Origin of the sequence: Candidatus Paraluminiphilus aquimaris (assembly GCF_026230195.1) — a bacterium.
Taxonomy (GTDB): Bacteria; Pseudomonadota; Gammaproteobacteria; order Pseudomonadales; family Halieaceae; genus Luminiphilus; species Luminiphilus aquimaris.
The window spans coordinates 761,967-786,442 of record NZ_CP036501.1 but is presented as its reverse complement, the minus strand read 5'-3'; the positions used below and the strand labels follow the sequence as shown (position 1 = coordinate 786,442).

Sequence of the window (24,476 nt, the reverse complement as noted above, 5' to 3'; positions counted from 1 at the left end):
AAAAATAACGGGCATAAAAAAACCGGCAAATTTGCCGGTTCTTTTTTATGCTGCGCTTTACTTGCGCAAGCTTCTGCCAGCGAAGCGCTTGTTGAAGCGATCAACGCGGCCACCTGAGTCGACAATCTTTTGCTTACCCGTAAAGAATGGATGACACCGGCTACACACATCAACGGTGATATCCTGAGCAAGCGTAGAGCGCGTTTTAATCTCGTTGCCACAGCTGCATCGAGCCGTAATTTCTTCGTAACGCGGATGAATATCTGCTTTCATGTTGCCCTCAACCTTGCGGGTCCAGTGAAAAAGAGCGCGGATGATACCAGAGCCTAATGCCAATTCAAGTCTTATCGTGTGGGAGATTGCTGTTCCAGCGCCCCTTCACACGACCTTTGAGTATCTACCTCATGACAATATCGCGCCACCAGAGGTCGGGGCTCGCGTGCTTGTACCCTTTTCAGGCCGAGAGTCCGTGGGGTTTTTTATTCAGTCACGAGAGGCAACGCTTGCTGATCCGCAAAAGTTAAAGCGGGTGATTGACGTCCTTGACCATCAAAGTTTGATCGAACCTGCACTACTCACACTTTTAAGATGGGTGGCGGACTACTACCTGATACCTACCGGTGATGCGCTGATGATGGGTCTGGCCCGAAACGAACGAAAGGGTAAACCTTCGTGGACCGCACCGCTTAACGCATTAAAAGCGGTTGCCAGCTTGGAGGATGCGCGTATCGCTCTCTCGCGTGCACCCCAGCAATTACGGGCACTTGAACTTATCGGGAACAAAATCCGCACCTTGAAAGACATCGAGTCACAGGGCATATCAAAGGCGACCCTTAGAGCATTAACCCAAACCTCCTTCGTCGAGAAAGTGGTTAACGACACGACTCACCATACGGAAAAGGGTTACACACCCCCCCTTACCCCCGACCAAGCCGACATTACTAACAGCGTCGCTGACTCATTGTCGTCGTTCACGACGCACCTCATCGATGGTGTTACAGGCAGCGGAAAGACAGCCATCTACATCGAGTGCATCAAGCGCGTTATCGACACCGGTCAACAAGTACTGGTCTTGGTGCCCGAAATTGGCCTAACGCCTCAAACACGATCGCGCTTTGAATCGGCATTGGGGTTGCAGGTGCCCGTTATTCACTCCGGCGTCTCCGATACAGAGCGCAGTCGGGCCTGGGCAATGGCGCGTTCAGGGGCTGCACCCGTTATCTTGGGCACACGCTCAAGCGTGTTTTGTAGCTTTAAATCACTCGGTCTGATTATTGTCGACGAAGAGCACGACAGCTCGCTAAAGCAACAAGATCACCCTCGCTATTCAGCCCGCGACGTTGCGGTCAAGCGGGGGCAGGTTTGTAACTGTCCAGTCGTTTTAGGTAGCGCGACCCCCAGTTTAGAAACACTCGCCAACGCCCTAAATCATCGCTACCACCACCACCGGCTAACTGAGAGAGCCGCCGCAGCAAAACTACCCGACATTAAACTTGTTGATACCCGTGGTCTGGCCCTAACAGCGGGCCTTAGCGACGAAGCCATAAGCGCAATCGAAACAACCATCGCGCGGGGGGAGCAGGCACTTTTATTCCTCAATAAACGCGGATTTGCGCGCTCTATTCAGTGTGAGGACTGCGGATGGATAGCGGAGTGTCATAACTGCGACAGCATAATGGCTGTACACAAATCGCCGCCGCAGCTTCGGTGTCATCACTGCCTAGCTCATCGCCCAACGCCCCGATCCTGCGGCAGTTGCAACAGCGTTCGCCTCACCAGTCGAGGTGTGGGTACCGAGCAGCTTGAGACCTTTTTAAGCCGCAAAATGCGTCAAACACCGCTATTTCGCGTCGACAGCGACAGTGTCCCGAACCTAACCGCGCTCAATGCACTGCTGGATAATATTCGGCAAACGCCGTCCGCAATTCTCCTTGGGACACAGATGCTCTCCAAAGGTCATCATTTCCCGCGGGTCACCTGTGTTGTGATTGTCGATTCTGATGGGCTGCTATTCAGCGCTGACTTCCGTGCAGAGGAGAGACTCTTACAATTACTTACACAAGTTTCAGGGCGGTCGGGACGTGCAGAACTCCCAGGACAGGTCTTGATTCAGACTCGAAGCCCTAATCATCCGCTGATCAAGCATGCCGCAACCACCCCTTACTTAGAGCTTGCCCGCACATTGCTAGATCAGAGGCGCGCACTGGGACTCCCACCGCACGGCGCGCTAGGTGTTATTCGTGCCGACGCCAAACAGGAACGCGATGCCATCGAGTTCCTCAATCAAACACGAGAGGTGCTCGCGGACGATGCCATTTGCCGCCTCCTTGGACCGATGCCTGCACTTATGACTCGACGCGCGGGTTTGTTTCGCTACCACATTGTTGTGCACAGCCAATCGCGCAAGAGGGTTCACCAAACCTTAAAGAAGGCCATTAATGTGGGCTCAAACCTTAAAATAGGTCGAAAAATAAGTTGGTTTGTCGAAATCGACCCGACTGAAATCGTGTAACGAGATACACTAGGCGCCTTAACGTTCGAGACCGTTAGCGAACAGAGCCCCCGCAGAGAGAAAACCCAGCACATGAAGGACCAAGTAGTCGAATTAATTGGTGGAGCAGTTTCACAGCTCCTGACCGATGGCGTGTTAACCGAAGGTGACATACCCACACCTCAGGTCGATCACACCCGCGATCCCAGTCACGGAGATTTAGCGACCAATATTGCCATGGTGCTCGCCAAGCGTGCGGGCATGGCACCTCGCGACTTAGCGGCGGCTATTGTTGAACGTATACCCACAAATACGGTTATTTCACGCTGCGATATTGCCGGTCCCGGATTCATCAACTTTCATATCTCGCAGGCAAGCAATATACAAATCGTTGAGAAAATTCTGGAGTCAGGCGCACATTTTGGTAGAACCGATGACGGAGCGGGGAAACGAGTCCAAGTTGAGTTCGTGTCAGCCAACCCCACCGGGCCATTGCACGTCGGACATGGACGGGGCGCAGCCATTGGTGATGCTCTATGTCGACTGCTAGATAACGCGGGCTGGTCCGTTCACAGCGAGTTCTATTACAACGACGCGGGTCAGCAGATCAGCAATCTTGCTTTGTCGGTCAAGGCGCGACTAGACGAGATCGAGCCAACGGATGAGCGCTGGCCAAAGGACGGTTATCAGGGCGACTACATCAAAGAAGTCGCCAGAGCCTACGCAAACTGTGAAACGGTCGCCGCTGCAGATAGAACGATTGCCGCCTCGGGAAATGCCGAGGATCTAGCGGATATTCAAGCGTTTTCGGTCGCATGGCTGCGGCGTGAGCAAGACCACGACCTCAAGGCATTCGATGTCAATTTTGACTGCTACTTTTTAGAGTCATCGCTTTACACCTCTGATGCCGTCGAACATACCGTTAATACACTCATAGCCAACGGTCACACCTATGAGTTGGATGACGCACTCTGGCTGCGCACGACCGATTTTGGCGATGACAAAGATCGGGTTATGAGAAAGCGCGAGGGAGGCTACACCTACTTTGTCCCTGATGTTGCCTACCACCTCAACAAATGGGAACGCGGCTTTGAGCGCGTCATCAACGAGCAAGGGGCGGATCACCACAGCACGATCACCCGGGTGCGAGCGGGCTTGCAGGGTCTCGACAAAAATATTCCCGATGGATGGCCAGACTACGTATTGCACCAAATGGTGACAGTCATGCGCGATGGTGAGGAAGTAAAACTGTCAAAGCGCGCAGGAAGTTATGTCACCTTGCGAGATCTCATTGACGAAGTAGGGCGCGACGCCACCCGCTTCTTCTTAACAGCGAGGGCAGCAACATCCCAACTGACCTTCGATATTGACCTTGCCCTCTCTAAAAGCAATGAGAATCCGGTCTATTACATTCAATACGCGCACGCTCGGATCTGTAGTGTTCAACGCAAAGCGGCAGAACAATTCGACAGCTGGACACCAAAGAGCGGACTTGCGCACTTGGATAAGCTCAATCAGGACGAAGAGCAGGCGTTAGCGCTTGTGCTGAGCAAATATCCCGAGGTGGTAGCTGGGGCAACCAAGCGCCTCGAGCCGCATGCCGTCGCAAACTATCTCCGCGATGTCGCGGCCGCCTTCCATTCTTTTTACAACGCACACAAGATCATTGATGATGATGTGTCACTAAGTCTTGCTCGTTTGGCACTTGCTGCAGCGACACAACAGGTGATCGCACGGGGCTTACACATTCTTGGTGTGTCGGCGCCCGAGGCAATGTGAGAGGGAGTGTAAATCGTGCCCACAACGCCCAAAAAAAGTAACCGTAAGCGGTCAACTTCGACGAGTGCAACCAGACGCTCAAGCCCAACAAAAAAGCAGAGCACACCGGTTGGCCCGCTGTTTAACGGCTCGCACGTCAGTGGCTTCACTGTCGGTTTGATCGTGGGCGTTATTGCCAGCCTTGGCGTCATCGGCGGGATCAACCCATCGGCCTTACCTCAGTCAATAACAGCGGCACCATCCGTCGATGAGGAAGCTAACCGGCAACCCAGCTTCACCTTCTTCACCACACTAGAAGACGAATCCTTTTCGGTGAGCCCAGCACCGAGTTCAACACCTATCGAATCCAAGTACACTCAGTACGTTTTGCAAGCAGGCTCTTTTAGAGCATCGGCCGATGCCGACCGTCGTCGTGGGGAGCTCGCTCTATTAGGCCTAGAAGCTGCCGTTGAAGAGATAACCACCGATACAGGCACGTGGCACCGCGTTTACATTGGACCGTTTGAGAGTCGATCGGCGATGGCCAAGGCGCGAAGCCTAACCGCGCAAAGCGATGTTGACACCTTGCTCTTGAAACGCTCGCAATAATTGGCAACGGCATTTCAGAGATGACTCAAGACGCACCAGAATCGATTAAGTACCACCGTTCAGATCGTACGCTTGAGATAACGTTTCCCGGTGAAGCGTCAGTCAGTCTATCGGCTGAGCTTTTGCGAGTGCTCTCGCCTTCTGCGGAAGTGCAAGGTCATGGGCCCGGTCAAGAAGTGCTGCAAACAGGGAAGGCGGAAGTGGGTATTACGGCAATCGAGCCTGTCGGGCATTACGCCGTGCAAATAAGTTTTGACGACGGGCATAGCTCCGGCCTGTACACTTGGACGTATTTAGCCCAACTAGCGAGCGAGAGGCAGATACTCTGGCAACGCTATTTAGAAAAACTAGACGATGCCGGAGCGTCTCGCGACCCCTCAACTGACATTGTCAGAGTCATTGGTTAGCGAGCACGCGGGCAATAGGAACTGTCATGAGTACACACGAAAACGCGACGGACGACACGACTGACTTCGGATTCGAGCGTGTGAGAACAGAGGAAAAGGCGGGACGTGTTAGAGAGGTTTTTGACTCTGTCGCCTCTCGCTACGACCTCATGAATGATTTGATGTCGGGTGGTCTGCACCGTCTTTGGAAGCGATTCACCATCGAACTGAGTGCGGTCCGACCAGGGCAGACCGTTCTCGATATTGCCGGTGGTACAGGCGACCTAGCGGCAAAATTTTCAAAGCTTGTTGGCAAGGACGGAAGTGTCATCCTTGCGGATATCAACTCCGCCATGCTCTCGGTTGGACGGGATCGTCTTATCGATAAAGGCGCACTCAACAACATCAGCGTCGTTCAGGCGGATGCACAGTATCTCCCCTTTGAAGACAACAGCATCGACTGCATCACGATTGCTTTTGGCTTGAGGAATGTGACTGACAAAGCCAAAGCGCTCGCGTCGATGAATCGCGTACTCAAACCCGGAGGTCGCCTGCTCGTTTTAGAGTTCTCTAAGCCGGTCTCACCCCTTTTGTCTAAAATCTACGATACCTATTCATTTTCTGCATTGCCCGCGATGGGCAAGATCATTACCAACGACTCCGACAGTTACCGATACCTCGCTGAATCGATCAGAAAGCACCCTGATCAACAAACGTTGCTGGAGATGGTGGAGGATGCGGGCTTTGTTGACTGCCGTTATCACAACATGACTGGCGGCATCGTCGCAGTGCATAGAGGTATCAAGGGCTAAGTAGATGCAGCACGATCCAGCTGTCATTGCGGGTGTATGCCTGGCTGCAGAAACGGCCATTATGCGCGCGGTCGATCTGTCGACAGGCACGCGCAATGAGCTCCAGGGCCTTCACCCACTCACCATCGCGATAAGCTGCTCGAGCCCCGAGATAGACCTCTACATTTCTATCGATGCAGAGGGCGCCATCAGTATTGCAAGCTATCGTGAAGGGGCTGCAACCGTCACGCTCGAAGGAAGCTGGAAAGACTTCGTGGGCATTGCTTCTGCCGAGGACCCCGCTTCGGCCTTAATCAACGGCAATATCAAGATCTCGGGCGACACAGTACCGCTGATGCAACTTCAAAGCGTCATGACTGAGTTAGATGTCGATTGGGAAGCACCGCTGGCGGAGACCTTAGGGCCTGTCGTGGGGCATCAGCTGGCGACGGTTATACGTGCGATCACGAGAACGTCCCGCACAACACACCAACGACTTAAGCGGCAATTGAGTGAATTTATTCTTGAAGAGGGCCGTTTATCACCACCCAAAGCCGAACAAAATGCCTTTTTCTCAGCCGTGGATGACCTTGCACTGCGCGTCGACAGAGCGGGCTCGCGTCTAAAGCGTATTAAGAAGCGCCTGAACGCGTTACATGGGTTGAACGAATGAGAAGAGCGTTTAAATTTCTACTCACGGGCAGAAAATATCAGCTGGGTGACTTAGTTCCAGCCGGTGGCTCGGGGAGCGGACTGCTACGCTGGGTCCTCGCCGGGTCAAAAACACCGCGGCACGACGCATCCAAGGGGGAGCGCCTACGCCTTGCTCTGCAGGAACTCGGACCCGTCCCCATTAAGTTCGGTCAGCTCCTATCCACACGACGTGATTTATTAACCGACGACCTAGCAGACGAACTTTCACTGCTACAAGATAAGGTGGCACCCTTTGACTCGGCGCTTGCCGCCGCATCGATCGAGCGCGAATTAGGAAAATCTACCGATACGCTCTTTCGGGAGTTTGATTGCGAGCCGCTCGCCGCCGCCTCGGTAGCGCAGGTGCACAGCGTCACCTTACCCGATGGCGAATCCGCGGTGATCAAGGTCCTACGCCCAGCCATTGAAAAGCAAATCAGTGCCGATATCCGCCTACTTAAGCGGCTCGCAAAAGTGATAAACGGGTTATCCGATGACTTTAAACGGTTGCGGTTACCGGAGGTGGTCGAGGACTACGAGACAACGATCATGGCGGAGCTTGACTTGCGCCATGAGGCCGCTAACGCCTCGCTCCTTAAGAAGAACACCAGCAAACGAAAGCTCGTTTATGTACCGGCTGTTTTTTGGGACTACAGTTCACCGAGGGTGATGGTCTCGGAGAAAATTTCTGGCATACCCGTTGGCAACATCCCCGCGCTCAATGAGGCCGGGGTCAACATGAAAGTGCTCGCCGAACGGGGCGTGGAAATCTTCTTCTCTCAGGTGTTCGACGACTGCTTTTTTCATGCTGACATGCACCCGGGCAACATTTTTGTCGACGCATCAGACCCCCAAGCCCCCACTTATATCGCCATAGACTGCGCCATCGTGGGTCAGCTCTCGCGGGGGGACCAGTATTACGTAGCGCGGAACTTGCTTGCGATTCTTCAGCGAAATTACCGACTGGTTGCCGAGCTCCATGTAGAAAGCGGCTGGGTTCCCGCCGCGACACGCGTACAAGACTTTGAATCCACGATTCGCATGTTATGTGAACCTATTTTCGATCGACCTTTGCACGAGATCTCCCTAGGGCACATGCTGGTGAATCTGTTCAAAGCAGCTGCGAGTTTTGATATGCGCGTTCAGCCTCAACTCGTACTCTTACAGAAGACCCTGCTCAACATTGAGGGTCTAGGTCGACAGCTTTATCCCGAGCTCAACTTGTGGGACACAGCGAAACCTTTTCTTGAAGATTGGTTAAAGCGTCAGTACAGCCCAATGAATGTGGTCCGACAGTTACAGCGCGACGCGCCCGCCTTTGTGCATCACGCGTCACAGTTACCAGAGGTCATACCCCAATTTTTAGCGATGCAGCGCCAAAGCTTAAAAGCGGAGCAACCACAACAAAAGCCATCGCCATTACCGACCTTACTCATAGGTGGCGGTATTGCCGCAGTAGGCATCGCATTAGTAAGCATGCCTGAGTCACCCTCCTTAGCGCTTTCGGGCGTCGCGGTCGCTGTCGTGGGGCTGTTCTTACAACGCCAATGAATGCCGCGCGAAGAAGTGGCATACTTACGTGATGAAAAGCGCTATTGATCCCAATACACCGCCCAGCATGAACCCCAATTGGAATGCCGACGGGCTGCTACCTGCCATCGCTCAGGATGTTCGAACGGGCGAGGTTCTCATGATGGCGTGGATGAACGAAGAATCGTTAGCGCTTACCCTCGCGAAAAAGCAGGCCATTTACTGGTCGCGCTCGCGACAAGCGTTGTGGCGCAAAGGTGAGACCTCAGGCAATGTGCAAACCGTCGTTGACGCTCGACTCGATTGCGATGGTGACACATTACTTCTACAAGTTGATCAAGCCGGCGCGGGTGCCTGTCATACGGGTCGCCGAACGTGTTTCTTTTATGCACCCAGTGATGGTGAATGGCAGCTAAAGGAAGATCAGGGTGTCTGAGGTGTTGGACGCCCTCGCGTTAGTTATTGCCAAAAGGCGTGCTGCTGACCCCAACGAATCCTACGTGGCCAGTCTCAACGCCAAAGGCCTGAATAAAATTCTTGAGAAAGTCGGCGAAGAAGCCGTTGAAGTGGTTATTGCAGCCAAAGATGCCGAGTTGGCAGAGGCGTCCAATGACAGATTGATCAATGAAGTCGCCGATCTCGTATTTCACACACTGGTAATGCTTGATCGACTCGGTATCAGTCATAATGAGGTACTGGACGCGCTAGCGTCGAGGCAAGGACTATCAGGGCTTCAAGAGAAGGCCTCCAGAAATCAATAGGCTCATTAGCATGTGCCTGCAACACAGAGTGAATAGATATGGGATTTAGTGGTATCGGAATTTGGCAGCTACTGATCATTCTCGCCATTGTCATCTTAATTTTTGGCACAAAACGTCTACCGGGCGCCGCAAAAGATCTCGGCAGCGCTATCACTAACTTCCGAGAAGGAATGAAGCGTGATAACGGTGAGACCACCAAAATAGAAGAGAACAAAGACGAGGACGCCAAGTAAGCGCCAGTCATCATGTTAGATATTGGTTTTGCCGAGCTTTTAGTCGTCAGCGCGGTGGCTCTTTTCGTTGTGGGCCCGGATCGCTTGCCAAGCGCTATCCGTGCCATCTCGCTATGGCTCGGACGGGTCAGGCGTGGCTTTGAAGAAATTAAAGCGGATGTGAGCCGTGAGCTTCATAACGAAGAAGTGATGCAGGCTCTCAGAGAGAGTCGTGACGAGGTACAAGACCTTACCGATGTTAGTAGTGCGCTATCACTTGACCCCGTTTCAAATGAGAATGCCGATGCGGCGACTGACACACTCGAAAGCCCCGCAATCAACTCACAGGCTGATAGCGAGAAACCTGCTCCGTGACCGCTGACGAGCCCATGCCACTGGTTGCGCATTTGCGCGAACTGAGAGATCGGTTTCGAAATGCGCTCATAGCTGTTTTCATAGCGTTCATTGCACTGTTTCCCTTCGCCAATGAGTTATACACCTTCATTTCAGAGCCCTTGAGAAGTCTACTACCCGAGGGATCTTCAATGATTGCAACCGAGGTAACGTCGCCCTTTTTGACGCCGTTTAAGTTATCGATTGTTCTCGCCGTTTTTCTTGCTATGCCCGTGATTTTGGCCCAAGTTTGGGGTTTCATTGCGCCCGGCTTATATAAGTCGGAAAAGCGCATCGCCATCCCACTGCTCACCTCGAGCGTCATTCTTTTTTACGCAGGCGTTGCCTTTGCTTACTTTGTAGTCTTCCCCCTACTGTTCAGTTTTTTTACAACGGTGGGCCCCGGTGACATTTCGGTAATGACCGATATCAATCGCTATTTGGACTTCGTCTTAAAGCTCTTTTTTGCCTTTGGTTTAGCCTTCGAAGTTCCCATCGCAGCCGTCATACTCATATTGACGGGTGTTGTGTCAGCAGAGCAGCTAGCCAATAACCGCGCCTACGTCATCGTGGGCTGCTTTGTAATAGGCATGCTTTTAACACCTCCCGATGTCATTTCCCAGACGCTGCTCGCCCTCCCAATGTGGCTACTGTTCGAGGTTGGTTTGATCATGGGACGACTACTGAAGACAGGCGATACATGAGATGACGGATAACGCGGCGACAGCCTCTAGCGATATTTCAGCGTCAAAAGCGAAATCCCTCAAACCGCTTCGCGAGCTGCTCCACTTTTTGTGGCCGCACAAGTCTAGGCTCATTGCGGCCTCATTAGCACTGGTCTTTACCGCCATGGCTCAGCTATCGCTGGGCTACGGAATCCAAATCTTGATCGATCAGGGGTTTGCCAATTCGTCCGAGGACGGGTTACGACAGGCGGTCGTCTTCATGATCGTTGTCGGATTTGCCATGGCAAGTGGCGCGTTTATTCGTTTTTATCTCGTGTCTTGGTTGGGCGAGCGTGTAAGTGCGGATCTCAGACAGAAGGTTTTTAATAATTTACTCACCGTTCACCCTGGGTTTTACGAGAAAAACCATTCCGGTGAAATCATGTCGCGTATCACTACAGACACGACGCTTTTGCAGACGCTCATAGGCTCCTCCGTCAGTCTCGCCGCACGGAGTGCGCTAACGCTGGTGGGTGCGCTCATTTTGATGTCACTAACCAACTTCAAGTTGACGCTGATTATGCTCATTGGCGTTCCGCTTACCTTACTTCCCGTACTGTATCTCGGTCGACGAGTCCGCAACCTTTCCAACAAAAGTCAGGCAAGCATCGCAAGCGTGGGTAATCGCGCCGGTGAGGTCCTGCAATCGATAAAGATTGTTCAGAGTTTTCAGCGCGAGGCGATGGAGCGTGAGGTATTTGGCAAGGAAGTGGATACCGCATTCAAGATTGCACGAAAACGAATTCAGCAGCGCGCCTGGCTCATGGCATGCGCCATTTTCCTATTTTTAGGCGGTATGGTTGGCATGATGTGGACGGGTGGCCAAGACGTGCTCGCTGGAAGAATGAGCGGCGGAGACTTAGGCGCATTTGTTTTTTATGCGGTCATGCTCGGCTCAGCCTTTGCCACGCTTTCAGAGGTGTGGGGCGATTTACAGCGCGCCGCCGGTGCGGCTGAACGCCTCGTTGAGCTGCTCCATCAAGACAGCGACATCCTAGATGAAGGCAGAGAAGCCATCACCTGCGGTCAGGAATTAGAGGCCTCCAATCTCAGGTTTGTCTATCCCTCTCGACCCAACACACCCGCTTTGCATGACTTTAATCTCAGAATCCCAAGCGGTAAAACGCTTGCGCTAGTCGGCCCCTCTGGCGCTGGCAAATCCACTATTTTCGAACTCTTACAGCGTTTTTATGACCCGACTGATGGGCAACTCACCTATGGCGGAAAATCGCTTAGCGACTACTCGCTAGCTCAGTGGCGGCAAAAATTGGCTTTGGTTCCGCAGTCGCCCATCCTGTTCTCCGGTGACATTACGTACAACATTGGTTACGGCAGTGCAGACGCCTCGAGCGAGCAAATAGAGGCCGCCGCTGAAGCAGCTTACGCTAAGGAATTTATTGAACGACTGCCGAACGGATTCAAAAGCGAGATCGGCGCTCAAGGCGTGCAACTATCGGGGGGGCAACGGCAGCGAATAGCACTGGCCCGTGCCATCCTAAAGAATCCCGAAATCTTGCTGCTCGATGAAGCGACAAGTGCGCTAGATACCGAGAGCGAGCATTACGTCCAGCTAGCGCTGAGCGAGTTAACGCGAGGCAGAACGACCATCGTCATCGCCCATCGCCTTTCAACAATTATGAACGCCGATGCGATTGCAGTAGTCGACAATGGTTCGGTTGTTGATGTTGGCACCCACAACGAGCTTTTAGCTCGCTGCGGGCTTTATCAGCGCCTCGCAAGCATGCAATTTAAAGAACCTGACGATAAAGTCGACGAAACTCAGCGTGAGATTATGCCCGCGGTGGTCGTACCTGAAGCAGTCTAGGCGTCACTCAAGGCCAAGATCGGAAAAGACGCGAGACCGGACCCTGTCAGCCCAAATGGCATACCCCCTCTCGCTTAAATGCAGTCGGTCAAACACATAATTAGTCTCATCAGGTAAACCGTCGACCATGAGCGCGTTCCCCGTATCAATAACCGTGGTATTCGCCATCCCACTCGCTAGCTCACTTATCGCTCCATTCACAGCTTGGGCCTTGTCCCAAACCTCCCAGCGCAATGGCGAGGGCGTAATGGCGATATAGTAAACCGGGGTTTGTGGGTGAAATCGCCGGACCTCGCCCATCATCTCCTCAAAAGCTTCTACCATTACATCAAGGGGTTTTGCCGCCTCGGGAGTAATGTCATTAGTGCCAACAAAGATAACAACAGCGCGAGGAGCTCGCGCTTGGAACAGGGTCTCTGAGTGGTAGATGACATCACCGATTTTAGAGCCACCAAAACCACGATTGATCACAGGGATGGGTGCCATATGCTCGGCGAGATCGACCCAACGGCGAATACTCGAGCTACCCACAAACAATAAGGCACCCGATGGTCCCGGTGCTTTACTTGCAAGGGCGGCAACATCCTCGCTCCAGACAGTAGGGTCATCGCTGCGCACACGCTCTAAGCTCACCGATAAGGCGTAAATTTGTGCTCCAAGGTAAGTGAGAACGAGGACAACAAAGATAGCAATTCCGCGCTTCATGTCTAAAGCTCCTAAGGGTGTTGAACCGTTTTAGCGTTAGACAAAGAGCAACGCTCTCCTGCGTTACCTTATCGCTTTATCAACAACGACCGTTATTTTTCTCGACCCCCCCATTGGCCAACCTCATGGGAAATAATGGCTCAACTTAGGGCGAGCAGTCATATAAAAGGAGCAGAAGTCTGCGCTGCGGCGATCTCCGTCAGGCAAAAAAAAGGCGCTGTAAACAGCGCCCTTGTATGGCCGGGTTAGTTTATGAGAACTCTCTAACCAAACCGCCAATCGACTCCTTCGCATCGCCAAACAACATCCGCGCATTGTCTTTGTAAAACAGCGGGTTCTCGATACCGGCAAAGCCTGACGCCATTGAACGCTTCAATACAAAAACTGTGCGCGCATCGGCAACATTAATCACTGGCATGCCATAGATGGGGGATGACTCGACTTCTCGCGCCGCAGGGTTAACCACGTCGTTTGCGCCAATCACGATCGCAACGTCGACCGTCTCCATCCTTGGGTTGATGTCGTCCATCTCCAGTAGCTGGTCATAGGGCACATCGGCCTCAGCCAACAGCACGTTCATGTGCCCCGGCATACGTCCGGCAACAGGGTGAATACCATAGTTCACCTCGCAGCCATTGGCCTCGAGCAGCTCCATGAGCTCCTTTACTGCGTGCTGCGCCTGCGCCACAGCCATCCCATAGCCGGGAATGATCGCAACGTTAGTTGCTGCTTCTAAGACGTAATAAGCATCCTCTACAGAGATAGGCTTAATCTCACCCTCAACCTCAGTAACTGTGGTTGAAACGCTAGCAAACCCAGAGAATAAAACGTTACTCAATGAGCGATTCATTGCCTTACACATGATCTGCGTGAGGATGATGCCTGAGGCGCCAACAAGTGAACCTGCGACGATCAAAACATTATTGTCGACGGCGAAACCGGCTGCACAGGCGGCCAAGCCCGAGTATGAGTTCAAGAGAGAGATCACCACCGGCATGTCGGCACCACCGATGGGAATAACCACCATGATGCCAAACAGAAGTGACAAGCCGACAACCGTATACAGCATGTTCGTATCGGTCGGATCCATCACGAACATTGCGGCGCTTGCCAAGATGCCAATGACAATGAGGCCGTTTACGAACTTCTGTCCGCCAAACGTCATCGCGCCGCTACCAATGGTCTCAGATAGCTTCCCATAAGCCACCAAGGAGCCAGTGAACGTAACACCACCAATCAAAATCGACAGGATGATCGTAATGTAAGTGAAACTACCCTCTGCGATTGATAGGGCTGCCACACCCACGAGACCTGAGGCCGCGCCACCTACCCCGTTAAACAGGGCCACCATTTCAGGCATGGAAGTCATCGCCACCGTGCGCGCCGCAATAGCCCCGATCGCCCCACCAACAATCATCCCGCCTAAAATATATTCGTATTGAACAATGCCCTGATCGAGCAGCGCCGAGACGATGGCAACCAACATCCCGATGGCTGACACACCGTTACCCCGACGCGCTGTGTCGGGAGAGCCCAACATTTTAAGGCCAAAGATAAAGAGACCAGCCGCAATGACATATCCCAGTTGAATTATTAGATCGATACTCATGCTCAACCCTCCTTCTTCTTAAAGAAGCCAAGCATGCGGTCGGTAACCATGTAGCCACCCACAACGTTGACGCTCGCAAGTGCTACAGCGCCCGCACCGAGCCATTGCGCGAGATCTTGATTACCGTTACCGGCCAGCGCTATTGCCCCTACAACCGTGATACCCGAGATGGCGTTAGCACCCGACATCAATGGCGTGTGTAGGGTGGCAGGCACCTTGTTAATCAACTCAAAGCCTAAAAAGACCGAGAGCATCAAAATAAATAGAAGATATGAAATATCCATCTTAACCTTCCCCTTCCATTAGGTTCTTAATGGTGGGGTGAACCACCGCTCCACCGTGTGTAATGACACAACCCGGCAAAATATCGTTCTCCATGTCGAGAACAAATGTCTTAGCTTCGGTATCCCACGTGTCCTCAACCAAGTTAAACAAGTTGCTCGCGTACATTTGCGAGGCATCCCGTGCAACTTCGTTTGCGAGATTCGCGGTACCGACGATGGTGACACCGTCGACGACGACCGTCTCGTCTGGAACGGATCCTTCAACGTTACCACCAGTCTCGGCCGCCATATCGACAACCACCGAGCCAGGCGCCATGCCTTCGACCATGTCTTTGGTCACAAGTACGGGAGGCTTTCGACCAAATACCTGCGCCGTGGTAATCACAACGTCCGAGTCAGCAATGACGTCTTTTTGGGCTTGGCGCTGAATCTCCACCTGCTCAGGCGTAAGCTCCTTCGCATATCCGTCTGCCGTCTGTCCCGTGTCACCAAGATCGATCTCAAGGAACTTGCCCCCAAGCGACTGCACCTGCTCTGCTACCACGGGGCGCGTATCGAAGGCCGTCACTCGCGCGCCTAATCGTTTGGCGGTCGCGATAGCTTGCAGACCAGCAACACCGGCACCGATTATGAACACCTTGGCGGGCTTCAACGTTCCGGCAGGTGTCATCAACATAGGGAAGATGCTAGGTAACTTTGCAGCGGCCAACATGACTGCAACGTAGCCAGCAAGGTTGGCTTGCGAGCTCAAGGCGTCCATTTTTTGGCTCCGCGTTGAGCGGGGAATCATCTCCATGCTGATCGCTGTGATGCCCTTCGCGGCGAGCGTTTTGATCAGATCTCGCTCGTTGAAGGGGTCGAGGTAGGAGACGTGGATGCAACCTGACTTCATCATGTCTATATCGTCAGACTCTGGCTTACGGAGTCTCAAGACCATATCGGCAGAGCCTAGCAACGCCGCTCTATCCGTTACAATTTCTGCCCCGAGCTCAGTGTAAACGCTGTCAGTGAATCCCACAGCCGCGCCGGCGCCAGATTCAATAGCCACTTCTGCCCCGAGGCGAATCATCTTTTTAACAGTTTCGGGAGTAGCAGAGGTGCGATGCTCGCCCGCTACCGACTCGCGAGGAATAACAATACGCATGAATAATGCTCGCTTTTAAAGTTTGGTGGGTGATACGTAAATGCTCGCTGAGAGGATCTCATTGAGTCCGCTCTATCGCGACAAAAATCCACAATAGCGCGTATAAAGCAAGTAAATCAGCAGGTACGAAACCGCGGGCGCTTAGCGAGCGGCGTAAGAGGTAAATAACCCTGAACCGCGCGTAACGCGCACAAGTTCGCTAGGTACGAGCTAGGACGACCAGTGGGTTAGCCCGCCCGCAACTGCAATAGAGGGCTGAGAAGGCGATGATGCCAGCGTGTAAATCTCAAAGGTGATTCTAATACAGCGAGACATATGCAGTCGCCGCCGGCGATTGCTGTAGGAGAGTGCTCCTCACCCGACTCGCGAGTCACAAAATCTCCCGCATGATACGTACCGCTTTCATCACTAAAGCCACCCTGCAGAACAAGGGTCACTTCAGTCCCGGAATGATTATGCTGAGGAATGCTACCTCCCTCGGCAATATGATAGAGCGAAAATTCCGCCGCACCGTCAATGCGCCCTAAGTCCGCAATGCGCAAGGTCTTGGTAACTTTTCTCCAGTTCAACCCCTCAAGATTTCCCTGTCGCACTTGCTTAACTGTCCACGCTAGGTCCGAAGCATTCGCATCGTTTGCAGCGGGCGCTTCCTCGACTTCGTCGAGTTTGGCGAGAACCTTGTCAAATACCGCGGTATCCACGTCCACGGGCGGTAGGTCTTCTAAGAGCGCGCCGCCCATACACTCAAGCTCTGCCAGGCGCTGCTGGCATAACTCACACACCTCTAGGTGGGTCGCCACAACGACGCTTTGTGCGGGTGACAACGAGTTCGCCGCAAATTCGGTCAACGTATTTGTATCTGGATGGTATGTAATCATAATCCTTTGCTGCCCTGCCCCACAGGTCCTGATCGGCCTTGCATATCAACTGCTTACTTACTTCGCTCAGGTTACGATCGACTGTAATCGTCGGTTCAACGCTTCCAAAGCTTTTGTAAGTATATGCAAATTAATACCGATATTTCACCATGCGGATCACTCCTCTGATCCGGCCTCCATAAATACTTGTAGTTTTTGAATCGCCAATCGAACCCGCGACTTCACAGTTCCCAGTGGCAAACCTAATTCAGCTGCGGTCTCAGAGTGAGACTTCCCCTCCATATAGACCTTGGCAAGGATCTGCGCTTGGTCCTGAGGCAGGTCACTCATTAACGCTCGAACGCGAATGGCACCCCTCGACGCATGCAATGCCATCGTCGGCTCATCGCTCTCGAGCTCGAAGCCCACATCTTCAGCTTCCAACTGTGTATCAAATTTTTGTAGGCGCCTAAACATATCCGTCCGGCAATTGCGCGCAATCGTATACACCCAGGTACTTGCGGCCGCTTTCTCAGGATTGAATCCGGCAGCCTTCTGCCAAACTTTTAACATCACTTCCTGCACCAGCTCATCGGCATGAGCGGCTGAGAGCGACGAGCCCGATAGAGCAAACGCTTTTATCAGCGGCGCAAAGTGCGCGAAGAATTTTGCGAATGCGGCGCGATCACGATGCTCCGCAATTCGAACAACGCATAGACTCCACTCGTCGGTCCGGCGCCCTTCGGGAACGGACCAAGCAGAGGTCGCGGGTTGTCCCCGGGCGCCTTCTCCCTGCTTGTCTACCATCCATCACTCCCCTTTGAGCGCATCTTCGGAAAGAATACACATAATCTAATTTAGTTGACACTAACATGTGTATATTAAATATGACATAAAGGAATTATTGATTCGAGAATTCAGATCGTCCAAATGTGGAAGAAGGAATGAAATGACAACCGCCATCATTGGTTCAGGGATCTCCGGTCTCGGCTGCGCTCACAGACTGGCTAAAGCCGGAGAGCCTGTCACGATTTTCGAATCCGCCGATATTATCGGCGGACACACGGCCACTAAACGCGTGAGCGTCGCCAGCGGAGACTACGACGTCGATACAGGCTTTATCGTCTACAACGACTGGACTTACCCCCAATTCATCGCACTCATGGACGAGCTTGGCGTTGTAAACCAGCCGACCACCATGGGGTTTTCAGTCTCCGATGACACAAGCGGCCTCGAATACGCGGGCAATAACCTGAATACGCTTTTCGCCCAACGCAGGAATTTACTGTCGCCCACCTTCATCGGAATGGTTCGTGACATTCTTCGTTTCAATGAAGTCGCCATCGCAGATCTTGAGTCTGGTCGACTACAAAGTGGTGAGACACTTCAGGAGTATCTAGAACGGCATCAGTTCAGCGAGTTTTTCCGCAGAAACTATTTGATCAGCATGGCGTCTGCAATTTGGTCTGCAAATTTTGAAGAGAGCCTCAATTTCCCCGCAGAGTTTTTCGTTCGATTCTTTAAGAATCATGGCTTACTCCAAGTGAAAAATAGGCCTCAGTGGCGTGTTTTAAAGGGAGGGAGCCAGAGCTACCTGAAGCCGCTATGTGCGCCATTTTTGGAATCCATTAGGACGTCTTGCGCCGTGGCCGCGATACAGCGAGCAGCTGACTCAAAGCCTCAACTTCGCACCCACGACGGTGAAGTACTATTTTTCGACGATATCGTCATCGCAGCTCACGGTGATCAAGCACTAAGCCTCCTATGCGATGCAGACCCTAACGAACACGCGATTCTTTCTGAGCTTCCTTACTCCGAAAACGACGTGGTATTGCACACCGACACGCGTCTGCTACCCAAAAGGCAGCGCGCATGGTCTAGCTGGAATTACAGGCTGAAAAGCCGCAATGATCAGGCAACGCTCACTTACAATATGAATATCCTGCAGGGCTTCGATTGCCCTGAAACCTTCTGTGTAACGCTCAACGATACAGCGTCCATTGACCCCAAAAAGATCCTTGGCGAGTACCGATACGCGCACCCGCAATTCACCATTGCAGGTATTGCCGCACAACAGCGCTGGGAAGAAATAAATGGACCTCGCAATACCTGGTTTTGCGGTGCGTACTGGCGAAATGGGTTCCACGAAGACGGGCTATTTAGTGGTAACCGCGTTGCCGATGCGATACTGGCCAAAAGGGGTCTAGCAGTAAAAGGTATGCCAGCATGAATACTGCCTTTTATGTGGGACAATTGAGCCACGCTCGACTAACTCCTAAACCGCATCGCTTCAGTTACCAGGTCTTTATGCCCTTCGTCGATGTCGATGCTGTGGAGACCCTTACCGACAACATCCCCCTATGGAGCCGCAAGCCGCTGGCACCGGCAAGATTCGTTCGAAGCGATTTTATTGGGCCTCAAGACATGCCCATATCAGATGCCGTCAAGGCACGTATTTTGGAGGCAACGGGTTATGCGTTTTCGGGTCGCGTTTTCCTCCTCGCTAATTGGCGTTACTTTGGCCTGCAAAATAACCCCATCGCCTGTTATTTTTGTTTCGAGGCGAGCACTGAGAAGCTCAATTATATCGTCGCAGAGGTGACCAACACCCCCTGGGGCGAACGTCATAGCTACGTACTCCCCGTTACAGACTCAGCCCAGCCGTTCCAAACCGAATTTGCCAAAGAGCTTCACGTATCGCCGTTTCATGGAATGGATCAACGCTATCGATGGTTTTCAACAACACCCTCGGAGTCCCTGGCGATCAAGCTGACTAACATCGAGCAAGACAAGCGAGTATTCCATGCTGTATTGCAACTCCGCCGCGTCCCGATTTCCGCCAGAGCAGGCCTTACACTGCTTGCCAAATTCCCCCTTGAAACTGTAAAGGTAACCCTCGGTATTTACTGGCAAGCCCTGGTCTTACTTCTTCGACGAGTCCCGCTCTACTCACACCCTAAAAATAACTCAGCACATTAGGAGAGCCCAATGTCTACTCAAAATGTTGATATCAAACAGATTGCTAAACTGCCCTTAATAAAAAGCTGGAAGAGCACCGAGCTGGCTCAGAGAATGGCGTTTCGTCTGTTTAGCAACCTCAAGCACGGCGAACTCATTCTGCGTGACGGCGAGCAAGTATTTCGTTTCGGCGGGAACGACCTTTCCGTCGCACCCAGCGTTACGGTGACCATTCATCACCCCCGAGCCTACTCCCGAATTATTATGGGCGGCACGATTGGCGCCGGAGAGGCTTACATCGATGGTGATTGGAGTACCGAGCAACTCACGGATGTCACACGTGTTTTTAGTGCGAACATGCCGCTTCTCGAAGCCATGAAGGATCAGCAAAACTGGCTTGTAAAGGCGACACTCAAACTCGCACACAGTGCGCGGCGGAACTCGCTGACGGGGTCTCGAGAGAATATTGCAGCCCACTATGATCTTGGGAATGATTTTTTCTCTCTTTTCCTCGACCCCACCCTCATGTACTCATCAGCCGTCTTCCCTGAGGGCTGCAACAATCTGAGCGAGGCCTCGCAGCACAAGCTTCGATTGATCTGCGAAGATCTTGAGCTCAAACCAACAGACCACCTCATCGAGATTGGCACGGGCTGGGGAGGAATGGCCATTTTCGCAGCGGAAAATTATGGGTGCAAAGTCACAACAACAACGATATCGCGAGAGCAACTTGAGCACGCTCAGAAGGAAGTCAACGCTCGGGGGCTAGCGGATAAGATTACGCTTTTATTCGAAGACTATCGCGATCTAAAAGGCAGCTTCGATAAGCTCGTGTCCATTGAAATGATTGAGGCGGTTGGTCATGAATACTTTGACACGTACTTTAGCTGTGTCAGCAAGTTGCTCAAGCCAAACGGTAAGGCAGTGATTCAAGCGATCACCATAAACAAACAACGCTACGACGAGTATCGTCGATCAGTGGACTTTATCAAGCGGTACATATTCCCAGGTGGTTGCCTGCCTTCACTGGACGTTATTAGCAGTGCATTGACGCGAAAAACAGACATGCAGATGATCGGTCTTCGCGATATCGCACTCGATTACGCCAAAACACTTGAGCACTGGCAGGAGGGCTTTTTAGCGGAGCTCGACGCCGTGAAGTCGATGGGGTTTGATGAAAAATTCATCCGAATGTGGCGGTTTTACCTCAGCTACTGTGAAGGTGGCTTCCGTGAACGTATTATTGGTACTTATCAGATAACCATGGCGAAGCCGTACTACCGGCCTACATAACTTATGCTTCTATCGTTTGCCCCGATTGCCCTACTTGTCCTTCTCCTGTTCTCAGCGGTTCAACTGTTTGGAGCTGACGCTTCCTATGGGCCGAATCAGGTAGCGCTGCTGATCGCCACGGCATGCGCGGGCTTGGTAGGAATGTATCGCGGCATGAGCTGGGCGGACGTGCAAGACAGCATGGTCGACGGTATAAAGGTTGGGCTAGCCCCCATACTCATTCTTCTCGCTGTGGGCGGCTTGATTGGTAGCTGGATGATCGCAGGTACGGTTCCCGCGATGATCTACTACGGTGTTTCGATTCTCGATCCCGATATTTTCTTCGCCGCAGCGGCCATCATCTGTGCGCTCGCATCAATCAGTATTGGCAGCTCTTGGACCGTTGCAGGCACGTTGGGTATTGGCCTCATCGGCATTGCCGATAGCTACGGTCTACCACCTGCCATGGCCGCAGGCGCGATCATCAGTGGTGCCTACTTTGGCGATAAGCTCTCCCCGCTGTCGGATACCACAAATCTGGCCGCCGCCTGCACCAATGTTGACCTCTTTGCTCATATCCGACACATGCTGTGGACAACCGTCCCCGCTTTTTGCGTCGCCTTGCTCTTTTATTCCTTTATGGACTCGGGTTCGGCCGCGGCTCCAGAGCAAATTGCCGAGCTACGCTCAGCAATTCGAGGCGAATTCAATGTCAGTTTTGGCGTCCTGACACCGCTTGTCGTCATGCTGCTTCTCATATGGAGAAAGGTTCCCGCGTACCCTGCCATCATGCTCGCAACCGTTGCCGGCATCATTACGGCGCTGACGCTACAAGTTCCAGTGCTGGAAAAGTTCGCCTTGGCAGCGAACCCAGACACAACAAGACCTCTCCTTGAGGGGCTGTGGCGCACACTCTTTGAAGGCTTTCAGGGAACGACCGATAATGAGTCACTCAATAGCCTGATTAGCAAGGGCGGAATAGCCAGCATGCTCAACACGGTTTGGCTGATTGTCAGTGCGCTGGCTTTTGGGGGTGTGCTAGAGCGAACAGGCATTTTGAAGCAAATTCTCGATGCGGTGCTCAAGGCAGTGAAGTCCACGGGGGACTTAGTTTTGGCTACCGTTACCGGTGGGTTTGTAACCAACATCCTCGCAGCCGACCAATTTCTCGCCATTGCATTACCCGGGCGGCTTTTCGCCAATACCTACGACGACTTCAATCTAAGTCGAGAAAATCTGTCTCGGACGTTAGAAGATTCCGCGACTATGACGTCAGCTCTCATACCTTGGAACACCTGTGGTGCTTACATGGCGGCAACGCTGGGCGTTGCAACATTTGACTACGCACCCTATGCGATCTTCAACATCGTCTGCCCTCTCATCGCCATCGCCTTTGGCTATTTGTTGGTGAAACAAAAACCCGCAGCAGTTGAGCCCGCATGACTTGGGATTACCCGACGCCCTTCACACACAGCGTGACGGTCTTACCCCAGCACATTGATGCGCTGGACCACACTAACAACACGCAGTACGTCAATTGGTGCAACGATGCCGCGTGGGCACACACCACTGCGCTTGGCTTAGGTGCAAAGGCCTACAAAGCGCTCGACCGAGCCATGGCACTGACACATGCAGAATATCAATATCTTCAAGCCACTCGCCTTGGCGAGCAACTTGAGGTTGGGACATGGATTACAACGTGGGAGAGGCGCATGTTAATGGAGCGCCGTATGCAGATTAAATCATTGCTCACAGGAGAAACGGTTTTACGTGCTCGGCTTCAATTTGTGTGCATTGAGATTTCATCGGGCAAACCAAAGCGTCCACCCAAAGCATTTATTGACGGATACACGCCCGCATTGATTGGCTAGGCGCGGTCCCATGCAAAGGGTAAAACCTCAGCGATAGAGGCTCTCCCCAGACTCAACATAAGCAGTCGATCCACACCTAAAGCGACGCCTGCGCAATTGGGGATTCCTGCCTTTAGAGCCTCAAGCAACCTAACGTCTGGAGTCATCGGCTGTTGCCCGCGCAACTGCCGCTTCGCGTTATCGTCTGCAAATCGCGCTGCGAGAACCTCCGCCTGCGTCTCTTCCCAATAGCCGTTGGCTAACTCAATACCGCCGTAATAGGCCTCGAATCGGGCGGCAACTGTTCTCGCGCCACGGGTGGTGATTCGAGCTAACGCTGATTGTTCAGGAAGAAAGTCAGTGACAAAGACGAGGCCCCACCCAGTGATGGCGGGCTCAATTCGATGCGTCATCAGTAAATCAAGACAATCGAGACGAGAAAGCGAGGCATCGATAGAAATACCCTCGGATTCGACCTTCTTGCGAAGCGCCTCTGTCGACACGTCAAACACGTCGACATCTAAAATCTCTGAGAATAACGCCGCATAGGACCAAACCTGCCAGGCGCTGACCGGCAAAACCGTCTTGATCAACTGCGCCACCTCGCGAATAAGGTCGAAGTGGCTAAAGTCTTTCCGGTACCATTCCAGCAACGTAAATTCAGGATTATGCCGCGCACCGCTCTCGCCCCACCGGAAAGCTTTACCCAGCTGATAAATATCACCCAGACCTAAGGCCAAAAGGCGCTTCATAGCATATTCAGGAGAGCTCTGGAGATAGCGCGGGCTGTCAGAGGAGACAGTGAATAATTCGATATTGGGGTCGGTAACGCCATAGCGAGAAAGGAGCGGGGTGTCGACCTCCAGCACATCACGCTCAGAGAAAAAGGCCCTGATAGATGCTAGCAGCTGCGCACGCGCATGCAGGTCGTCAACACGCGCGTTGGACTGCCAATCTGACATAACGGCTAAGCGCTAATGGCTTATGATTTAGCCGCGCGACTGACGTACTCACCGCTTCGCGTATCAACACGAATAATCTCGCCTTCTGAAAGGAACAAGGGCACGCGAACGACAGCACCCGTGCTCAAGGTCGCAGGCTTGCTCCCGCCCTGAGCCGTATCGCCCTTCAGACCAGGGTCGGTCTCGGTGATTTCCAATTCAATAAAGTTAGGCGGCGTAACGGCTAAAGGCGCGCCATTGAAAAGCGTAACCTCGTACTTTTCCTGCTCTTTCAGCCACTTCTCTGCATCATCCACCGCGGCCCTGTCTGCAGAGTGCTGCTCGAAAGTATTAGGGTCCATGAAATACCAAAACTCACCGTCGGTGTAGGAGTATTCGAGATCAATATCGAGCACGTCGGCGCCTTCGAGCGAATCCCCCGACTTGAAGGTCTTCTCTAAGACACGACCCGAACGCAAATTACGCAATTTGACGCGGTTAAATGCCTGACCCTTACCGGGCTTCACATACTCATTTTCGAGAATCGAGCAAGGCTCGTTTTCGAGCATGACTTTAAGGCCTGGTTTGAATTCATTGGTAGAAAAGTTAGGCATGAGTGCTGACCCTGCAGTTTTGGTAAGCGCCAATCATATCAAAGTCGGTGTCTTACGAGCGAGCACAT

27 protein-coding genes are annotated in these 24,476 nt (G+C 52.7%); 18 read left to right on the top strand and 9 right to left on the bottom strand.

The window, feature by feature from the left end; translation table 11 throughout:
* Window positions 1-57 precede the first annotated feature (57 nt).
* A complete protein-coding gene (gene rpmE / locus E0F26_RS03600) occupies window positions 58-273 on the bottom strand; it encodes a 50S ribosomal protein L31 (RefSeq protein ID WP_279242684.1) in 216 nt (71 codons plus the stop codon).
* 40 nt (window positions 274-313) lie between these two features.
* On the opposite strand from rpmE, the gene E0F26_RS03595 reads away from it, so the two are divergent.
* From E0F26_RS03595 to E0F26_RS03535, 13 genes are all read left to right on the top strand, one after another.
* Window positions 314-2,512 carry a primosomal protein N' gene (locus E0F26_RS03595; protein ID WP_279242683.1) on the top strand — a complete coding sequence of 733 codons (2,199 nt, stop codon included), beginning with the start codon at window positions 314-316 and terminating at the stop codon, window positions 2,510-2,512.
* A gap of 72 nt (window positions 2,513-2,584) precedes the next feature.
* Window positions 2,585-4,270, top strand: a complete 1,686-nt coding sequence (gene argS / locus E0F26_RS03590; RefSeq protein WP_279242682.1) for an arginine--tRNA ligase — start codon at window positions 2,585-2,587, stop codon at window positions 4,268-4,270.
* 15 nt (window positions 4,271-4,285) lie between these two features.
* Complete coding sequence (locus tag E0F26_RS03585; RefSeq protein WP_279242681.1) at window positions 4,286-4,858, top strand: SPOR domain-containing protein; 573 nt, start codon at window positions 4,286-4,288, stop codon at window positions 4,856-4,858.
* A gap of 20 nt (window positions 4,859-4,878) precedes the next feature.
* Window positions 4,879-5,265 carry a gamma-butyrobetaine hydroxylase family protein gene (locus tag E0F26_RS03580; RefSeq protein ID WP_279242680.1) on the top strand — a complete coding sequence of 129 codons (387 nt, stop codon included), beginning with the start codon at window positions 4,879-4,881 and terminating at the stop codon, window positions 5,263-5,265.
* Between the two features lie 26 nt (window positions 5,266-5,291).
* On the top strand, window positions 5,292-6,056 hold the full coding sequence (gene ubiE / locus E0F26_RS03575) for a bifunctional demethylmenaquinone methyltransferase/2-methoxy-6-polyprenyl-1,4-benzoquinol methylase UbiE (RefSeq protein WP_279242679.1): 765 nt from the start codon (window positions 5,292-5,294) through the stop codon (window positions 6,054-6,056).
* A gap of 4 nt (window positions 6,057-6,060) precedes the next feature.
* Window positions 6,061-6,708, top strand: a complete 648-nt coding sequence (locus tag E0F26_RS03570) for a ubiquinone biosynthesis accessory factor UbiJ (protein WP_279242678.1) — start codon at window positions 6,061-6,063, stop codon at window positions 6,706-6,708.
* Window positions 6,705-8,279 (top strand): 2-polyprenylphenol 6-hydroxylase, encoded by a 1,575-nt coding sequence (gene ubiB / locus E0F26_RS03565; protein ID WP_279242677.1) that lies wholly within the window; start codon window positions 6,705-6,707, stop codon window positions 8,277-8,279. The genes E0F26_RS03570 and ubiB overlap by 4 nt, the downstream gene beginning before the upstream one ends.
* Before the next feature lie 31 nt (window positions 8,280-8,310).
* A complete protein-coding gene (hisI, locus tag E0F26_RS03560) occupies window positions 8,311-8,694 on the top strand; it encodes a phosphoribosyl-AMP cyclohydrolase (protein ID WP_279242676.1) in 384 nt (127 codons plus the stop codon).
* The gene (locus E0F26_RS03555; protein ID WP_279242675.1) at window positions 8,687-9,019 is read left to right on the top strand and encodes a phosphoribosyl-ATP diphosphatase; all 333 of its coding nucleotides are present in this window, start codon (window positions 8,687-8,689) and stop codon (window positions 9,017-9,019) included. Before hisI ends, E0F26_RS03555 begins: the two co-directional genes overlap by 8 nt.
* 38 nt (window positions 9,020-9,057) lie before the next feature.
* Window positions 9,058-9,252, top strand: coding sequence for a twin-arginine translocase TatA/TatE family subunit (gene tatA / locus E0F26_RS03550; protein WP_279242674.1), 195 nt, complete (start codon window positions 9,058-9,060; stop codon window positions 9,250-9,252).
* Between the two features lie 12 nt (window positions 9,253-9,264).
* Window positions 9,265-9,606, top strand: a complete 342-nt coding sequence (tatB, locus tag E0F26_RS03545; protein WP_279242673.1) for a Sec-independent protein translocase protein TatB — start codon at window positions 9,265-9,267, stop codon at window positions 9,604-9,606.
* Window positions 9,607-9,620: 14 nt separating this feature from the next.
* The gene (gene tatC, locus E0F26_RS03540) at window positions 9,621-10,328 is read left to right on the top strand and encodes a twin-arginine translocase subunit TatC (protein WP_279243187.1); all 708 of its coding nucleotides are present in this window, start codon (window positions 9,621-9,623) and stop codon (window positions 10,326-10,328) included.
* Window position 10,329: 1 nt separating this feature from the next.
* Window positions 10,330-12,174, top strand: a complete 1,845-nt coding sequence (locus tag E0F26_RS03535) for an ABC transporter transmembrane domain-containing protein (RefSeq protein ID WP_279242672.1) — start codon at window positions 10,330-10,332, stop codon at window positions 12,172-12,174.
* Window positions 12,175-12,177: 3 nt separating this feature from the next.
* On the opposite strand, the gene E0F26_RS03530 is transcribed toward E0F26_RS03535, so the two are convergent.
* From E0F26_RS03530 to E0F26_RS03505, 6 genes are all read right to left on the bottom strand, one after another.
* Window positions 12,178-12,879, bottom strand: coding sequence for a GDSL-type esterase/lipase family protein (locus tag E0F26_RS03530; RefSeq protein WP_279242671.1), 702 nt, complete (start codon window positions 12,877-12,879; stop codon window positions 12,178-12,180).
* 250 nt (window positions 12,880-13,129) lie between these two features.
* Window positions 13,130-14,488, bottom strand: a complete 1,359-nt coding sequence (locus E0F26_RS03525; protein ID WP_279242670.1) for an NAD(P)(+) transhydrogenase (Re/Si-specific) subunit beta — start codon at window positions 14,486-14,488, stop codon at window positions 13,130-13,132.
* Window positions 14,489-14,490: 2 nt separating this feature from the next.
* A complete protein-coding gene (locus E0F26_RS03520; RefSeq protein ID WP_279242669.1) occupies window positions 14,491-14,772 on the bottom strand; it encodes an NAD(P) transhydrogenase subunit alpha part 2 in 282 nt (93 codons plus the stop codon).
* A gap of 1 nt (window position 14,773) precedes the next feature.
* Window positions 14,774-15,916, bottom strand: coding sequence for a Re/Si-specific NAD(P)(+) transhydrogenase subunit alpha (locus E0F26_RS03515; RefSeq protein ID WP_279242668.1), 1,143 nt, complete (start codon window positions 15,914-15,916; stop codon window positions 14,774-14,776).
* Between the two features lie 227 nt (window positions 15,917-16,143).
* A complete protein-coding gene (locus E0F26_RS03510; RefSeq protein ID WP_279242667.1) occupies window positions 16,144-16,794 on the bottom strand; it encodes a ChrR family anti-sigma-E factor in 651 nt (216 codons plus the stop codon).
* A 156-nt stretch (window positions 16,795-16,950) separates the two neighbouring features.
* A complete protein-coding gene (locus E0F26_RS03505; protein ID WP_279242666.1) occupies window positions 16,951-17,580 on the bottom strand; it encodes a sigma-70 family RNA polymerase sigma factor in 630 nt (209 codons plus the stop codon).
* A gap of 142 nt (window positions 17,581-17,722) precedes the next feature.
* Between E0F26_RS03505 and E0F26_RS03500 the strand changes: the two genes are divergently transcribed.
* Genes E0F26_RS03500 through E0F26_RS03480 form a run of 5 tightly spaced genes read left to right on the top strand, consistent with a single transcriptional unit; the run spans window position 17,723 to window position 22,874 of the window.
* Window positions 17,723-19,003, top strand: a complete 1,281-nt coding sequence (locus E0F26_RS03500) for an NAD(P)/FAD-dependent oxidoreductase (protein WP_279242665.1) — start codon at window positions 17,723-17,725, stop codon at window positions 19,001-19,003.
* Window positions 19,000-19,752, top strand: coding sequence for a DUF1365 domain-containing protein (locus E0F26_RS03495; RefSeq protein WP_279242664.1), 753 nt, complete (start codon window positions 19,000-19,002; stop codon window positions 19,750-19,752). Before E0F26_RS03500 ends, E0F26_RS03495 begins: the two co-directional genes overlap by 4 nt.
* A 9-nt stretch (window positions 19,753-19,761) precedes the next feature.
* Window positions 19,762-21,024 (top strand): SAM-dependent methyltransferase, encoded by a 1,263-nt coding sequence (locus E0F26_RS03490; RefSeq protein WP_279242663.1) that lies wholly within the window; start codon window positions 19,762-19,764, stop codon window positions 21,022-21,024.
* 3 nt (window positions 21,025-21,027) lie between these two features.
* Window positions 21,028-22,446, top strand: coding sequence for a Na+/H+ antiporter NhaC (gene nhaC, locus E0F26_RS03485; protein WP_279242662.1), 1,419 nt, complete (start codon window positions 21,028-21,030; stop codon window positions 22,444-22,446).
* Window positions 22,443-22,874, top strand: coding sequence for an acyl-CoA thioesterase (locus E0F26_RS03480; RefSeq protein ID WP_279242661.1), 432 nt, complete (start codon window positions 22,443-22,445; stop codon window positions 22,872-22,874). The genes nhaC and E0F26_RS03480 overlap by 4 nt, the downstream gene beginning before the upstream one ends.
* Here E0F26_RS03480 and epmA read toward each other — a convergent pair.
* The gene (epmA, locus tag E0F26_RS03475; RefSeq protein ID WP_279242660.1) at window positions 22,871-23,815 is read right to left on the bottom strand and encodes an EF-P lysine aminoacylase EpmA; all 945 of its coding nucleotides are present in this window, start codon (window positions 23,813-23,815) and stop codon (window positions 22,871-22,873) included. The two genes, E0F26_RS03480 and epmA, sit on opposite strands and share 4 nt — an antisense overlap.
* A 20-nt stretch (window positions 23,816-23,835) precedes the next feature.
* The gene (efp, locus tag E0F26_RS03470; RefSeq protein WP_279242659.1) at window positions 23,836-24,408 is read right to left on the bottom strand and encodes an elongation factor P; all 573 of its coding nucleotides are present in this window, start codon (window positions 24,406-24,408) and stop codon (window positions 23,836-23,838) included.
* Window positions 24,409-24,476: the final 68 nt, after the last annotated feature.